15 protein-coding genes are annotated in these 15,770 nt (G+C 35.3%); 6 read left to right on the forward strand and 9 right to left on the reverse strand.

The window, feature by feature from the left end:
• Positions 1-35: 35 nt before the first annotated feature.
• The 5 genes from fmt to RHTP_RS05960 form a co-directional block, all read right to left on the reverse strand.
• Positions 36-965, reverse strand: coding sequence for a methionyl-tRNA formyltransferase (fmt, locus tag RHTP_RS05940; RefSeq protein ID WP_138107209.1), 930 nt, complete (start codon positions 963-965; stop codon positions 36-38).
• Positions 966-972: 7 nt separating this feature from the next.
• A complete protein-coding gene (gene lpxA / locus RHTP_RS05945; protein WP_138107210.1) occupies positions 973-1,824 on the reverse strand; it encodes an acyl-ACP--UDP-N-acetylglucosamine O-acyltransferase in 852 nt (283 codons plus the stop codon).
• Between the two features lie 32 nt (positions 1,825-1,856).
• The gene (gene fabZ, locus RHTP_RS05950) at positions 1,857-2,324 is read right to left on the reverse strand and encodes a 3-hydroxyacyl-ACP dehydratase FabZ (RefSeq protein ID WP_138107211.1); all 468 of its coding nucleotides are present in this window, start codon (positions 2,322-2,324) and stop codon (positions 1,857-1,859) included.
• Positions 2,324-3,184: a UDP-3-O-acyl-N-acetylglucosamine deacetylase gene (gene lpxC / locus RHTP_RS05955; protein WP_138107212.1), complete on the reverse strand. Its 861-nt coding sequence runs from the start codon at positions 3,182-3,184 to the stop codon at positions 2,324-2,326. Before lpxC ends, fabZ begins: the two co-directional genes overlap by 1 nt.
• Positions 3,185-3,349: 165 nt before the next feature.
• On the reverse strand, positions 3,350-3,838 hold the full coding sequence (locus RHTP_RS05960; RefSeq protein ID WP_138107213.1) for a DoxX family protein: 489 nt from the start codon (positions 3,836-3,838) through the stop codon (positions 3,350-3,352).
• Between the two features lie 123 nt (positions 3,839-3,961).
• Here RHTP_RS05960 and RHTP_RS05965 point away from each other — a divergent pair, with 123 nt between their 5' ends.
• The 3 genes from RHTP_RS05965 to rsmA are packed head-to-tail and all read left to right on the forward strand — an operon-like array spanning position 3,962 to position 7,036.
• Positions 3,962-5,092, forward strand: a complete 1,131-nt coding sequence (locus tag RHTP_RS05965) for an RsmB/NOP family class I SAM-dependent RNA methyltransferase (RefSeq protein WP_138107214.1) — start codon at positions 3,962-3,964, stop codon at positions 5,090-5,092.
• A 49-nt stretch (positions 5,093-5,141) separates the two neighbouring features.
• Positions 5,142-6,188: a SurA N-terminal domain-containing protein gene (locus RHTP_RS05970; RefSeq protein ID WP_138107215.1), complete on the forward strand. Its 1,047-nt coding sequence runs from the start codon at positions 5,142-5,144 to the stop codon at positions 6,186-6,188.
• Positions 6,185-7,036, forward strand: a complete 852-nt coding sequence (gene rsmA, locus RHTP_RS05975) for a 16S rRNA (adenine(1518)-N(6)/adenine(1519)-N(6))-dimethyltransferase RsmA (RefSeq protein WP_138107216.1) — start codon at positions 6,185-6,187, stop codon at positions 7,034-7,036. Before RHTP_RS05970 ends, rsmA begins: the two co-directional genes overlap by 4 nt.
• On the opposite strand, the gene RHTP_RS05980 is transcribed toward rsmA, so the two are convergent.
• On the reverse strand, positions 7,005-8,285 hold the full coding sequence (locus tag RHTP_RS05980) for a D-alanyl-D-alanine carboxypeptidase family protein (protein WP_138107217.1): 1,281 nt from the start codon (positions 8,283-8,285) through the stop codon (positions 7,005-7,007). The two genes, rsmA and RHTP_RS05980, sit on opposite strands and share 32 nt — an antisense overlap.
• 303 nt (positions 8,286-8,588) lie before the next feature.
• Here RHTP_RS05980 and RHTP_RS05985 point away from each other — a divergent pair, with 303 nt between their 5' ends.
• The 3 genes from RHTP_RS05985 to speE all read left to right on the forward strand — a co-directional run bounded on the left by RHTP_RS05985 (position 8,589) and on the right by speE (position 10,462).
• Complete coding sequence (locus RHTP_RS05985) at positions 8,589-9,023, forward strand: hypothetical protein (RefSeq protein WP_138107218.1); 435 nt, start codon at positions 8,589-8,591, stop codon at positions 9,021-9,023.
• Positions 9,024-9,192: 169 nt separating this feature from the next.
• A complete protein-coding gene (gene speD, locus RHTP_RS05990; RefSeq protein ID WP_138107219.1) occupies positions 9,193-9,597 on the forward strand; it encodes an adenosylmethionine decarboxylase in 405 nt (134 codons plus the stop codon).
• Complete coding sequence (gene speE / locus RHTP_RS05995) at positions 9,590-10,462, forward strand: polyamine aminopropyltransferase (protein ID WP_138107220.1); 873 nt, start codon at positions 9,590-9,592, stop codon at positions 10,460-10,462. Before speD ends, speE begins: the two co-directional genes overlap by 8 nt.
• On the opposite strand, the gene RHTP_RS06000 is transcribed toward speE, so the two are convergent.
• The 3 genes from RHTP_RS06000 to dnaE all read right to left on the reverse strand — a co-directional run bounded on the left by RHTP_RS06000 (position 10,449) and on the right by dnaE (position 15,753).
• Complete coding sequence (locus RHTP_RS06000; RefSeq protein WP_138107221.1) at positions 10,449-11,042, reverse strand: hypothetical protein; 594 nt, start codon at positions 11,040-11,042, stop codon at positions 10,449-10,451. The two genes, speE and RHTP_RS06000, sit on opposite strands and share 14 nt — an antisense overlap.
• Entirely contained in the window at positions 11,035-11,973 is a 939-nt protein-coding gene (locus RHTP_RS06005; protein WP_138107222.1) for a tetratricopeptide repeat protein, read from the reverse strand. The genes RHTP_RS06000 and RHTP_RS06005 overlap by 8 nt, the downstream gene beginning before the upstream one ends.
• Before the next feature lie 69 nt (positions 11,974-12,042).
• On the reverse strand, positions 12,043-15,753 hold the full coding sequence (gene dnaE, locus RHTP_RS06010) for a DNA polymerase III subunit alpha (RefSeq protein WP_138107223.1): 3,711 nt from the start codon (positions 15,751-15,753) through the stop codon (positions 12,043-12,045).
• Positions 15,754-15,770 lie beyond the last annotated feature (17 nt).

A 15,770-nucleotide genomic window follows, 5' to 3' on the forward strand; every position in this document is an offset into this window, starting at 1 on the left:
CTAGCAGAAAGTCAGCATGTTAAAAAATTATTTTATCAAATAATCTTTGGGTTTTGAAGACCATTAAAGCAATCCGCTGCTGACATAGCTCGCTTGCCTTCGAGTTGCACTTCCAGAAGACGCAATACTCCTTGTCCGCAGACAACTCCTACTTCTTTACCTAATTTAACAAGAGAGCCTGGTTTTTCTGAAAATTGCAGCTCTTCTGGAAATGCGCGTAGGACTTTAAGGCGCTTTTTTTGGCTTTTTATCTCTAGCATGCAAAAAGCACCTGGGGATGGGGATAAAGCTCGAATGCGGTTATGCACTAGAGTAGAATCAAGATTCCAATCAATTTCTTCTTCTTGAGCAGATATTTTTGGGGCTAAGCTCATTTGAGAATGATCTTGCGGGACTTTTTTCACAGAATGATTTTTAAATTGTTCAATGACCTGCAAGATCATTTCTTGAGCTAATACACATAGCTCTTTTTCCAGTTCACCGTGAGTCATTTCAAAAGGAACGGGAATTTTTTGCATAGCTATGATATCCCCAGCATCCATTTTTGGAGTCATTTCAATAATAGAAATACCTGTTTCTTTTTCTGCGTTTATCAAACATCTTTGCATGGGAGCAGCTCCTCTATATTTAGGGAGAAGACTTGCATGGATGTTAATGCATCCTAAAGAAGGAATGTCTAAAACTTCTTTTTTTACAATCTCTCCGTAAGCCACCACAATAAAAAGATCGGCTTGTAAGCTTTTAAGCTGTGCAACGAATTCTGAAGAAGAAGCTTTTTCAGGTTGAAAAACAGGTAAACTTAATTGGATTGCAGTTTGTTTTACAGGAGGAAAAGAAGATTTTAACGATCGTCCTGTTGGACGATCGGGACGTGTAACAACAGCTATTACATCAACTTGGTTTTGTACAAGATAAAATAAAATTTGCGCAGCAAAAGACGAAGTGCCAAAAAAAATAATTTTCATTAAAGAGTTAAACTCTCTCTTCAATTAACTCTTCTAGCTCATCAAAGTCTTCTTCGACTAATTGTTGAACCGATTGCTGAAATCCAATTAATCCCCTCTGAGAACTGCGACAAAAATTTATCCAGTGCTGAATGTGGATGGTTGGCTCAATTTCTCGATGAATGCGCTCTAATGCTTTAGAAAGACGTAATTTAGCTCGGTAGGTAATTTTAAAAGCCCTTGATAAAGCCCTACGATCTTCTAGAGAAAATCCATGGCGCCTTAAACCAACTAGATTCAAGCCTCCTAGCTTATAAGGGGTTCCTGCTCCAATGGTATAAGGAGGAACATCATGCGTAATGCGACTAAATCCTCCTACCATTGCATATTTCCCTATACGTGCAAATTGGTGAACAGGTGTCATTCCACCAATGATTGCATGGTCTTCTACAACCACATGCCCAGCTAGCATGGCATTATTTGCCATAATTACTTGATTCCCAATTTGACAATTATGAGCAATATGGCAATAGGCCATGATTAAGCAACCATCTCCTACACTTACCACAGAACCTTCTTTGCAAGAGGAGTTAATTGTGGTAAATTCTCGGATTTCACAATATTTTCCAATGACAACAAACGTTTTTTCCCCTTTAAATTTTAAGTCTTGAGTTTTTGTACCAATACTTGCAGAGGGCCATACAATTGTTCCTTCTCCAATTGTGGTATAACCATCGATATAGGCATGAGACTTAATAACAACATGATCTTCCAGCGTAACATTTTTTTTAATGATCGCATACGCTTCAATTGTAACATTCCTACCAATCTTTGCACCGGATTCGATGATGGCAGTAGGATGGATATTTGACTGAGACATGAACTTCCAATTTTAATGTTTATTATTTAAGGCTAAAGCTGATCTTTATCAAGTAACGCAAATCCAATTTTAGCTTCTGTTACTACTTTCTCATTTACTATTGCGCATGCTGAAATTTTCCCCCCACTTCCACTTAAGTGCAGCATGGATACTTCTAGCCTTAATGTATCGCCTGGTACAACGGGTTTACGAAACTTTGCATCTTGAATATTCAATAATACAGCTGTTTTCGCATGAAATCCTTTTTTATAAATTAAAATCCCTCCTGTTTGAGCCAAGGCTTCCAATACAAGAACGCCAGGCATAATAGGAGCATCGGGAAAATGGCCTTGAAAGAAATGTTCATTAAACGTAACACTTTTTTGCCCAACGATCCGATTCTCCTCAAGACTTAAGTGAATGATTTTATCAACGAGCAAGAAAGGATAACGATGGGGCAAAATTTTGGCAATTTCCTTAATATTCAAAACGATATTCTGCTCTGAAAGGGCTTCACTCATCAAAGATTCTCCATTTTAATTTGATTATATAGCAATTTAGCAAACCTATTATTAGAAGTGTGTCCAGAACGAATAGCAATAACATGCGCTAAAAAAGAAATAGGTATAAGAGAAAGATCCCCTATTAGATCTAAGATCTTATGACGAGCCATTTCATTTGGATAACGCAATCCTTCTGGATTAATCACTTCATTTTCCTTAACGAGAATGGCATTTTCTAAACTGCCTCTTTTAATAAACCCTTTTTCTATCATAGGAACTACTTCTTCATAAATGGAAAAAGTACGGCAAGGAGCAATTTCTTTAACAAACTCCTCTTTACTTAAAACAAATGTATGAAACTGCGTACCAATTCCTAAACAATGAGGATAGTGCAAAGTATAACTCAACCGGTACTCATTAGCTGGAATTGCAATGATCTGAACCTGGTCATTCGACCAAAATATAGGGGTTTGCAGAGAAAATACTTTTTTATCTTCCCTTAGCTCCATTACACCTGCTTCTTCAATCAATTGAGAAAATTCTTTAGAGCTTCCATCTAGCATGGGAACCTCTGGTCCTGAAATTTGAATAAATACATTATCAATTTCATGAGCGCGCAAAGAAGCAAGTAAATGTTCTACCATTTGTATAGAAGCTTTTTTGTTACCAATTATGGTACATCTAGGAGTGCTATACACAGAATCTAGCGAGGCAACAATCTTAGGTGCATTCGGCAAATCTGTGCGTTGAAATATAATCCCTTGATCTGCAACAGAAGGATGAAAAATTAGAGTGGTTTCTTGTCCGGTAAAGACCCCTATTCCAGAAATAGATACACTTTTTTGTAGAGTGCGTTGTTTTCTTTCAACGCTTGGCATGGTTAAAACAGAACTCCTTGATAGCTTACAGGGGAAAGACAATAGACACCTCAAAAATTATTTTTAAATCCTAGTTTACTAAACAAGCAAAAAAGTTATTTATTACTAAGAAGCTACCCAAAGATTATCATTTTCTTCAAGCGGATTTTACAAAACTAAAATTCTCTAAACATCATCTATTTTTGGCGGAATAATAGGATCATGACGAATAATTACTTCTTTTTTTCTTCGATCATACCCCATCAACAATAAAAGCCCTCCTAACATACTTAAATGTTGTAAAAACAAGGTCATTTGCGATGCTCTTTCAATACCTGGTGTAAGCCAAAATGGATAAAAAACTAGAATTGTCCCTAAGACCACCAAGGCTAAAATAAAAGCTGCAAAACGAACAAAGAGACCTAAAAAAATACATACACCTCCTAGAAACTGTATAATGGTTTGCATAAAGAAGGCAAGAGATGGCCTTGAAAGAATCATTTCTAATCCTTGTTTTATCCACTCCTTTTGCCCACTTATCCCACTTAAATTATGTATAGCAGTTATAAACTGCTGCTCTGCTCCTTGCCAATCAAGCAATTTTTGAAAAGCAGTTGCAATAAAAATTAAACTAATACAAACCCGACCTAAAAATATAATCGTGGAACGAAACATAAACACCCTTATTCCTTCTTTTTTATAAAAATAATTATAACTTTGAGCAAAGTCAACTAGTTTTCATGAGAAATTTAATCTAAAATAGCTTATACTAGCTACAAAACTAGTTTAACTTAAAAAATGATAAAGAAAACCTTTCGAGAACATCATCTATTTACTATTCTCTCTGAATACGAAAGCCAGGTGCTTCCTTTAGATCGCTTTCTAAAGGAATATTTTCGTTTTCATAAAGCAATAGGTTCTAAAGATCGGAAAGTTTTATGTGAAAATATTTATTCTATGGTCAGATGGAAAGGTTTATTGGATTATTTATGTGATAAGCCTGTCTCATGGGAAGCTAGATATCAAAAGCTTTTCCAAATAAAACCAGATCATTTTTTTGATAATGCGCAGATCCCCTTACATACACGCTTAAGTTTTCCCAAAGAGCTCTTCTCTCTCATTGTAGATAGTTTAGGCGAAGAAAAAGCTTGTTTTTTTTGTCGAGCTAGCAACTCTACAGCCCCCATAACGGTAAGAGTCAACCTATTAAAAACTTCTCGAGAAAACCTATTAAAAGCATGGGAAAACGAATTAGCTGCAACTTGTGGCTCATTTCACACAGCGATTATTTTACCTAAAAGAGTCAATTTTTTTACTCTCCCTGAATTCAAAATGGGTCATTTTGAGGTGCAAGATGAAGCAAGTCAGCGTCTTGCAGATCTAGTTGCAGTTAAACCAGGGCAATTAGTGCTCGACTTTTGTGCAGGAAGTGGCGGAAAATCTTTAGCCATCGCCCCTAAAATGCAGGGGAAAGGACAGCTGTTTTTACATGATATTAGAAAACACACCCTGATCGAAGCTAAAAAACGCTTAAAAAGAGCTGGTATACAAAATGCTCAAGTGTTGCTTCCCTCCTCTTCTCAAAAAAAGGCACTTTATGAAAAATTTGACTGGGTATTAGTTGATGCTCCCTGCAGTGGAACAGGTACACTACGCAGAAACCCCGATATGAAATGGCGCTTTACTTCAAAGATGCTTCAGAAAACACTAGAAGAACAAAGACTGATCTTTGAACAAGCTCTGCGGTTTGTCAAACCAGGAGGTCATATCGTATATATGACCTGTAGCGTATTACAATTAGAAAATGAAGAACAAACTCAATATTTTAAAAAAACTTTTTCATTAAACACTATTTCTTCTGCTTTTAGCACTTTACCCTTGGACTCAAATGATCCTGATGGATTCTATGGCCAAGTCTTTGTAAAATAAGCTAATTTTAGAATATACTTAAAATCATACTCTTTATTAAGGATAAAAAATGATGAAATCACTGTTCTACTTCCTTTTGCCCATTTTAGGATTGTTCTCTTCTATATGTTATACTACAGAATTTTCTCAATATCCCATTACCTCTGAAGAAACGGGTCAAATAACCATTCATAATCGGATTTTAACCAAATTTAACAATAAGATTTATTCGGTACTCGACGTAGTAAAAAAAATGGATATGATTTTTGATAGCCATTACCCCCAATTTGCACATTCTAAATTAGCCCGCTATCAATTCTATAATGCACAATGGAAAGACACTCTGCAAAAAATGCTCGACCAAGAATTAATTTTATTAGATGCAGAGCGAATTGGAGTTAAGGCAACAAATGCAGAAGTAAGAGAGGAATTACTGCGCAAATACGGGCCAAATTTGCAGACCTCTTTAGCTCGATTAAATTTAAGTCGTAAAGAAGCAGATAAAATGATTTCTGAGGATCTCATCGCAGAAAAAACATTGTATTTCAAAGTATACTCTGAGGCACTGCGTGTAAGACCTAATGACATCAAAGAAAAATATAAAGCATACTGCGAAAAAAACCCTGCATCGCAAAAATGGCATTATCAAGTGCTAACCATTCGCTCTGAAGATGAAAATATATCTCAAGCATTAGCACAGTTAGCTTTTGATCTTCTAAAAGAAAAAAGAGACCTCTCAGATATCTCTAAAAACCTGCAATCAGAAAATCCTAACACCACTGTTTTATTTACTCCGGAAATCATAAGTGACAATGCATCTATTTCTCAAGCTCATAAGACGGTAATAGAAACCCTAAACCCTGGAGATTTTAGCACTCCTATTTCTCAAGTGAATAAAGATCGATCTATTGTGCATCGCATTTTTTACTTAAAAGAAAAAGATGTGATAAACCCACCAGAGTTTTCTAAATTAGCAGAAAAAATCAAAGATGGGCTAATTCAAGAGTCTATTGCTCTACATTTATCAAATTATATGAAAACACTAAAAACCCGTTACGGTTTTTCAGAACAAGATCTGACTATAAATTCCGATTTTAAACCTTTTTCTTATCAATGAGCATTTATAAACCATCCGTGCTTAAAGAGTTTTTGCGCTCCTCTCATACCCATCCTAAAAAAGCGCTTTCGCAAAATTTTCTCATTGACGGCAATATTGTACGTAAAATTATAGACACAGCTCAAATACAAGCAGGCGATGTGGTTTTAGAAATCGGACCCGGACCTGGTGCCCTAACAGAAGCGCTATTAGCAAAAGGAGCTATTGTTGCAGCTATTGAAAAAGATTTTGTATTTGCAGAGCAATTATACCGCTTAAAAAATTTAGGAAATTTAACAATACAGAGAGAAGACTTTTTATTATTTGATTTAGAAAAGTTTTTAGATTCTAAAGAAAATAAAATCAAAGTGGTTGCAAACCTTCCCTATCATATTACCACTCCTATTTTACTAACCCTACTTCCACACTATGATAAGATTGATTCTCTAACTATTATGGTACAAAAAGAGTACGCTGATCGAATGGTTGCTCCTTCAAAAACCTCTCATTATAGTCACCTCTCTTTACTTGTAAGTTTTTTCTGCCAAGCAAAGCTCACTTTTACCATTAATCCAAGCTGTTTCTTTCCTAAACCAAAAGTAAGATCTGCTATTGTGTATTGTAGATTAAACCCACCTGCTCTAAGTGACGATATAGATGCATTTTTTTTCCTAACTCGTAGCGCTTTTCAACAGAAAAGAAAAATGTTACGCTCTTCTTTAAAATCTCTAGCCTCTAGCGAGTTCATTGAACAAGTTCTTCAAAGCATGCATCTTCCCATAACCGCAAGGCCAGAAGAACTTAATTTACAAGAGTTTATTTCTTTATTTAAGCAAATTAAGACCGTCTTCTTACCCAAACAAAACTAAAAAATAATACCGCTATTCCTAATCCTAACATGAGTAAAGGTAGGGCTTGTTTTAAGTTCATGCTCCAATCTAGACACTTATCTAAAACTTGATAGTAAAAAGTAGAATTTACTTTTTCTATTGCATATAAGGGGTAGGTATCTAAAACCTGATTATTTTGATCATACAAAGACAACATTGCTAATTTCTGTCCTAGTTGAATAGGAAAAACAATATGTCCCCATTCCAATTCTGGTTTTATCAATGGTTCCTCTGAAGCATAATAGCTGATAACTACATCTTCATTTAAAGCGGCCTTAATGGGGTGTTTACTCTTTTTCTGTGTAGTGCTAAATACGTCAAAATTTTTAGAAAAAAGTGTTCTTTTGATTTTTGGCTCATTAAACCCTGCTTCAAAAAGAGCAATGGTATCCCGGTATCTCTGTTCTAACTTATCGCAACCCATAAGCACTACTATCATTTTTCTATTTTGGTCTGCTGCTGCTGCTGCTATAGTATATCCTGAGCTTGCGGTATATCCTGTTTTTACCCCTATTGCCTTAGGATAGAAAAACTTGCCTGGCTTGATTAAAGAGTTATGTTGCAATAGTTCTACTTGCGGTTGTTTATTACTAGCTGGCTTTAAATAATTTATAGTCTTAACCACCTTGCAAAAAAATGGTTGCTCTAAGGCTTTTTTTGTCAATAAGCACATGTCGTAAGCAGTTGTTTTATGATCAGCATGACTCAATCCATGAGGAGTGGTTAAAACTGTTTGCTTACACCCCAGAGATTTTACATACTTATTTAATTCTTGCATAAATTGTGGTATGCTTCCAGATACCCATTCAGCCAATGCGTTTGCTGCATCATTCCCAGAAGAAAGCATAAGTCCGTAGAATAGATCTTCAGCAGAAACCCTCTCTGCTACTTTTAATCCCATAAGAGATCCACCAAATTCAAGACGATAGGGAGGATGAGATCCTAATTTATCTCTTCGCATCTGAGGCGAAACGCTACTAACCGCATCTTTTGAAACCTTTATGATCTGATCTAATTGGTTACCTCGTTTTTCTAAAGCATATAAGGCGGTAATAATTTTGGTAATACTCGCAGGATACAAAGGCAAATAAGCATTCTTTTCATAAAGCACAGCTCCTGTTTCTGCATTCATTAAAACAGCAGCTTTTGCAGAAATATCAACTTGCAGAGCCGTATTAGCCAATCGGCTGATTACCATTAATATAAAAAGAAATACAAATCGCATCATATAAAAATATTATTTCTCTTTTTTTCACTTTAGATTATCTCTTAAATTTTAGCTTGATCTAATTGAAAGTCAATTAGTTTCACTAATATTTACACAGCATTTCATATTACTAAATTCGAACAAGTCACAAAAAAATCTTCGCAATCTCTTTAAAAAAAGTAGCCAACTACGCAAGATGAGGATTTTATGACACCCTCATAAATATAGCTCTACCATGAGATAATATAACTAAATAAATACAAAATAAAAACTTGACACAAGGCTAGTTTTAACGCTAAGCTAAGGTGACGGTAAGGAGAAGGTATGATTGACCCGCTATCGCTAGAAGAAGCCTATGAGGAATTTATTAGAAATTTACCTAAATGGCTCCCTGATGGGATTATCCATGTGGATCTCAAGCTATTAAATACTCTTGGACTGCTCAACCACAATGATTTAGATCATACATATGAAGATGCAGAGCTCGATCAATATTTTCACATCATTGAAACCCCTGATAAAGTAACGTTATTTAACGAGCAATTCGCCATTTGGATTGTTCCACAAATTGTAAATGAAGTTCCTACTACAACAACATTTATAGCTCTTCTGCCTCACAATAAGCCACATTTAGAAATAGTATATACTACATCTGGGGTGTATAATACACCTAAATATATTTTAAAAATTCTACAACATTTTTTAACAGAAGTACAAGATACAGAAGCTGTTATCTCTTCAATCGGCAAAAAATCTTAAAAAATAAGAGGTGCTAACCCACCTCTTGCTACTTTTTTAACTCTTTTGCAAATACTTCGCTTTATCCCTATTAAAATTTTAAGATCCTAGTAAAAAAAATATAGTTGATATAATATTTTTTTTTAAAAGAAAATCCACTTTTTTAGCTCCTTTTAACCTACAAGGATTTATGTCTTTTCAGGAATCATCTTCATTAAATAAAGACCACTTTATTGAAAAAAATGGCATGCGTTATGCAGGAGTCCATCTGATTATTGATCTTTGGGAAGCAGATCACCTAGACAATCTTGAAATCATGAAAAATGCCCTACATGAATGTGTTACTGCTTGTGAGGCTACTCTTTTACACCTACATCTACATCGGTTTGAGCCAAGTGGAGGCATTAGCGGCATTGCTATTTTAGCAGAGTCGCATATGAGTATTCATTCTTGGCCTGAGAAAAAATATGCTGCTATTGATCTATTCATGTGTGGTAATAGTCAACCATTTTTAAGCCTTCCTATTTTAAAAAAAATTTTCCAGCCGAAATACATTTCGCTTAACGAACAAATAAGAGGTATTCTTAATGAATAAATCATGGTTTCATGAAACTTTGTATCCAACTTATTGCCAAAGTTTTAAGATTGAAACTGTTTTATGGGAAGGAAAATCCTCCTATCAAGATGTCCTAATCTTTGAAAATAAAGAGTTTGGGAAAGTGATGGCTCTTGACGGAGCGGTACAATTCACTACTAAAGATGAATTCATTTATCATGAAATGATTACACATGTCCCTTTATTTGCTCATGGAAATGTACAAGATGTTCTAATCATTGGGGGTGGTGATGGAGGGGTTGCACGAGAAGCGCTTAAGCACCCTAATATTCGCTCCGTAACCCTTGTCGAAATTGATCCTTTTGTTGTTGATTTAACAAAAAAGTACGTTTCTGAAATACCACAAGGGGTCTTTGAACATCCTAAACTACACCTGGTTATCGATGATGGAGTAAATTTTGTTAAAAATAGCCAAAAAGCTTATGACGTAATTATTACAGACTCCAATGATCCCATTGGACCCTCTCAAGTCTTATTTACAGAAACTTTTTATGGATATTGTAAAAAACTCTTAAGAAAAAAAGGGATTCTTGTAGTACAAAATGGAGATTTCTTTATGCAACCTAAAGAATATCAAACAACATTTTCCCATCTACAACTTCTTTTTCGCGATGTATCTTTCTATTTGGCCAATGTTCCCACGTACATTGGAAGTTATATGACATTAGGGTTTGCCTCTGATGTAGAATATCGCAATCTTTCTCTAGACACGCTTAATCAACGTTTTGCTCAAACCCCTATACAGACTTTTTATTACCATCCAAGCATGCATAAAGCATGTTTTACTCTACCTAAAGCCATGCAAGAAACCTTGGATTCTCTGCAAAATATTACGGCTCCTTAATTTGCCATTTTTGAGCAAGAAGCCCTTCTACAATTTTTCTGGCTAATGCTTGATACACCACTGAAGCGCTATCATCATGAGCTCCTTCTACAGAATCAAGCTGTCCCAGAGAAAAATCAATCATTCTTTGTGGTTTTTGAAAAGGAAGGACAACTGCTACATCTCTAAGAGAATCAGAATTAATGCAATCAAAATCAGCATTTGCTTTTACTCGAAAAGGGCCTATTATTACGCAATTTGACTCTTTATCAACAAGTTCCACCTCTGCTGTAATCAATCTACGGTTCTCTACACTAACAATATTTTTTCTTAAAATTTGGCTACCGGGGTTTCGATCATATCGATATCCAATGGGCTCATCTTTATCTGCGAGAATAGTAATATGTAATAAATAGGAAGAATCATAACAATAATTAAACCCATCACAGGTGCTGATCTCACGTATAAGAGCTCGATTTAGCTGACCTTGTATATCTCCTTTAATATAGGGAATACAAACTAAGATTTGATCATCAGAGCCTGTTTCAAATTGATATCTACATCCTAAGCATAAAACTAAAAGAAAGTAGAGTTTATGCATGTCTCTCTTCTTCTGCGCTTAAGTGTAAGTCAGCCATCTTTTTTTCTGCTTTTTTTGCTATAAGGGTTGCTGGATAAGCCGTTAAAATGCGCTTATAATACAAATAGGCAGCATTAGGCTGATTTTTGCGATGATAGAAAAGAGCAATCTCATAAAGATCTTTAGCGTACACCTCTTGCATACTCAAAAGCATATCTTCTACTTCATGAATGGCTTCATCGCTTGGAAAGCTAGCAGAAATTCTATGTAGATTAATAGTAGCTAATTCTAAAAAATCTTGATTTGCATATTCTTTTTGAGATTGGATAAGATAGACTCGTCCAATTTCTACATAACTTCTAATAGCCAAAAAATGCTTAGGAAACTGCTGTATCAAACTTTGATAGGTTTCAATGCTTTCCTTATAGTCTTTTCCTCTAGCAAGCAATTCTGCCTTTGCAAATAGAGATTGCGCTGTAAGTTCATGATTAGGAAGAGTAGAGATTAACTCTTCATAAATATCTAAAGCTTCTTGTCTTGCTGGCACCCACTTTAATCCAAGTATAGCTTTTTTTGTACCTGTGCGATATTTTTCCGCTATTTTAAATTTATACATAAAAGCTTCTTCAAAGAACTTAGGAGTCATTTGTTTTTTTAAATAACTAGAAAAAAACTCATTAGCTTTTTCATATTCCTCTAATTCGAAATAGCTAACAGCTAGATAAAAAAGCACATCTTGTGCAAAGGCGGTTGTGGGGTACTCTTCAAGAAGTATAAAAGCTTGTTCTATGACTTTATTCCAATTTTTATTTTGATAACTTTCTAATACTAAACCATAACACTCTTGAACAGATAGGATTTCTCTCTGATGCTGCTCAAAACGAGGATTTTCTCGAGCATGTAATGATGACAACAAGCAAATAGGAAAAAATAGGTAATACATTTTTTTCATGGATATTCCGTAAATTTTGAAATTTTAGATCTAAATCTTAATCGATGATACGGTTTCAAAGCAATTGCCTTATTCCCACTGTATTTGATCAATACTGCTAATAGAACGAATTTTATTTTCTAAGTCTAAGCATTGCTCTACGCCCCAATTTTGCTCTATCAATAAAACTCCTAGATGCTTGCTCTCTTTTGTAAATAAAATTTCGACGGGATTATTACCTGAATGAGAGCGAAAAGCAGCTTTAAGCAACAAGATATGGCTTAAATGGGCCCGATTAGAATCAATAAAAATTTTTAATTTTTTCATGGTTTTTTGTTTCTTTTCTACACTGGAATTCTTATTCTTTTCGCGAAATTTTAAAGGCTTAAATTGTTTTGCCTGGGTATATGCTAAATCACAAGCTTGAATCATTGCTTCATCTACACGTGTTAAATCATCTAGCCAGCGACACTGCAAACGAATTTGTCCTTCTGTTGTTTCTTTATGAACAATGGCATACAATAACTGATTTTCTACCATAAGAGAAGCTTTTTGCTCATAAAGATCTGACCAAATAGGCAACTCAAAACGCTCTTCATTATCACTGATTTTAAGAATGGCAAATTTACGCTGATTTTTTGCAGAAATCTTAATAGTAACCCCTTCTATAATACAGGCAATTCGACAAGGTCCATCTTTAGAAAGCTCTGCTAATTCCGCTAGAGAAATACAGGAAAGTTTTTGTAATAGAGTGTGATATTCATCCAAAGGATGTTCATGTAAATAAACACCTAAAAGTTCATATTCTCTTCGTAGAATCACTTGCCGCGGCAACTCTTCCACTTCTTGAGATACTTGTGTGAAATCAAGAGAAGAATCATCTAGGAGATCAAAAAGGCTCATGATCCCCTTTGCCGCTTCTTTCTGTCCTTTGGAAGCAGCGTTAAACATAGGGTCAACACTTGTTAACAAAGCAGCTCTATTGAATTTTGTAAAATCAAAACAACCAGCTTCAACCAAACTCTCTATTACTTTCTTACCAACTTTACCTGTATCAATACGCTGAATAAAATCGAATAAAGACTTGTAATGGCCTTTTGATCTCTCTTCTAAAATAACATCGACAACTCCTTCTCCTACACCTTTAATGGCTCCCATAGCAAAACGAATTCCTTTTTCCGTAGCTAAAAATTGCTTACCCGACTCATTAATATCAGGTGGCAAAATAGCAATGTTCATCTTTTGCGATTCTCGTATATGCTTAGTCACCTTAGAGAGATCATCACAATCAGATGTCATGAGTGCTGCCATCCATTCACCAGGATAATTTGCCTTGAGATATGCTGTTACATAACTTAAATAACCGTAGGCAGCTGCATGAGATTTGTTAAAACCATAGGAGGCAAATTTTTCAATCTTATCAAAAATCCGCATAGCAATCTCTTCACTTAAAGAATTTTTGATAGCCCCTAAACGAAATTTCTCTCGTTGGTTAAACATCTCCTCTTTATCTTTTTTTCCCATTGCACGCCTTAAAACATCTCCTTCTCCTAAAGAATATCCAGCAAGACGACTTGCAATTTGCATAACTTGCTCTTGATAAACCATGATACCATAGGTTTCAGAAAGAATATCTTCCATCCAAAGATGGTCTATTTCGATGCTTTCTCTGCCATGCTTCCGATTGATGAAAGAGGGAATCATCTCCATAGGCCCTGGGCGATATAACGCACCAACTGCTATAATTTCCTCAAATTTATCGATATGTAATTGACGTGCTAGATCCTGCATGCCAGCTGATTCTAATTGGAATATTCCCGTTGTTTTGCCTTGATTGAGCAATGCAAAGGTCTTTTCATTTTCTAAGTTTAAGTTCACCCAATCAATTTCTTTTTGTTCTTTTTGCTTAATTGCATCAACAGCATGTTGAATAGAGGTTAATGTCTTTAATCCAAGAAAATCGATTTTCAGCATACCTACTTGCTCAACTGGCTTCATAGAAAATTGCGTAATTGCCATATCAGAATCTTTAGCACTACATAAGGGAATTCTTTGCATAAGAGGGTCTGCACTAATAATGATTCCAGCAGCATGTACCCCTGTATTGCGCACAGATCCTTCGAGTGTTTTGGCAATATCGATGAGTTGTTTAATTTCTTTATCTTCCTGATAAATCCTGCGTAGTTCAGGGTCTATTTCTAAAGCCTTACTTAAAGTCATATTTAGATCTTCAGGAATTAGCTTAGCAATCTCATTGACTCTAGCAAGAGGAACGCTTAAAACCCTTCCGACATCTTTAATAGCCATTTTAGCTTTCATTGTGCCAAAAGTGATAATTTGAGCTACTTTGTCCTTACCATATTTACCAACTGTGTAATCAATTACCTCTGAGCGCCTATCCATGCAAATATCCACATCAATATCAGGATAAGAAACTCGCTCTGGATTAATAAATCTTTCAAAAAACAAATCAAACCTTAAAGGTTCGATATCGGTAACTTCAATTAAATACAAAATAATCGATCCTGCTCCAGAACCTCTTCCTGGTCCTACCGGAATATATTTTTTCTTTGCCCAAGAAATAAAGTCCCAAACAATTAAAAGATAATCAGCCATCCCTTTAGATAGGATAATATTTAATTCATATTCTAAGCGCTCTTTAACTATCTCTATGGGATTACGTCCTGGATATTTCTCAGAAACCTTTGCTAGTCTTGAATCAGTATATCTTTTTACAATGCCTTCCTCGCATAATTGACGCAAAAACACTGCTACGCTTTCTTGTCTTATCTCTTCTGTACAAGAAGAACCTTCCAATCCAGGAGGGGTGAAAATAGGGTAATACTTGAGCTTGAAATCAAAAGAGAAATTACATTTCTCCGCGATTTTATGTGTTTCTTCTATAGCAGAAGGGATATCAGAGAAAAGGGAACACATTAGATCTGCACTTTTAAAATACAGCTCATGTGTATATTTTACTTGTCTTTTTGGGTTTTTAACTCGTTGCTTAAAAGCACCAAATGAATCTTTTTCCCAGATTTCGCAAGGCTCCCCTGACTGCACGTTCATTAAGATCTCATGGGCATTCCAATCATCGCGATGAATATAATGAATATCATTAGTAGCAACCAAAGGAATCTGCAGCTCAGAAGAAAGAGCAATCAATTTCTGGTTAACTATATTTTGTTTATTTATGCTATCCAGATATAATTGATGAAGCCATCCTTCTTTTTCAAAGCCATCAGAGCGAATATCTTCCTCCTGCATTTGATGACGTTGTAACTCAAAATAATAGTCAGAGCCAAATATTTGCTGAAACCAGGCAATTTCCTGGCGGACTTTCTCTTCATCTTTTTGTATAATATAGTGACCTAAAATCCCATTTGAGGGACCTGAAAGACAAATCAAACCCTTAGCACATTCTGCTAACAAATCTCGATCTATTCTAGGAGTGTAGTAAAATCCTTCTAGATGAGCTAGTGAGCTTAATTTGCAAAGATTTTGATATCCTTGACTATCCTTGACTAGTAATATAATAGGAAAACCGTGAGGCAATCCTGGATAACGTTTTTTATCAAAACGGGATTCAGGAGCTACATAAAGTTCACAGCCAATAATTGGTTTGATATTCTCTTTTATGCATGTTTTGAAGAATTCAACAGCGCCGTACATATTGCTTTGATCAGTCAAAGCTAAAGCCGTCATTTTATGTTCAGCTGCTTTTGTTACTAAGCTTTCTATAGAAGCAGTTGCATTTAAAATAGAGTACTGAGAATGCGTATGAAGAGAGTTCCAGTTCATCTTAAACTTAACTCCTT

This window comes from Candidatus Rhabdochlamydia sp. T3358, assembly GCF_901000775.1.
Lineage (GTDB): Bacteria > Chlamydiota > Chlamydiia > Chlamydiales > Rhabdochlamydiaceae > Rhabdochlamydia.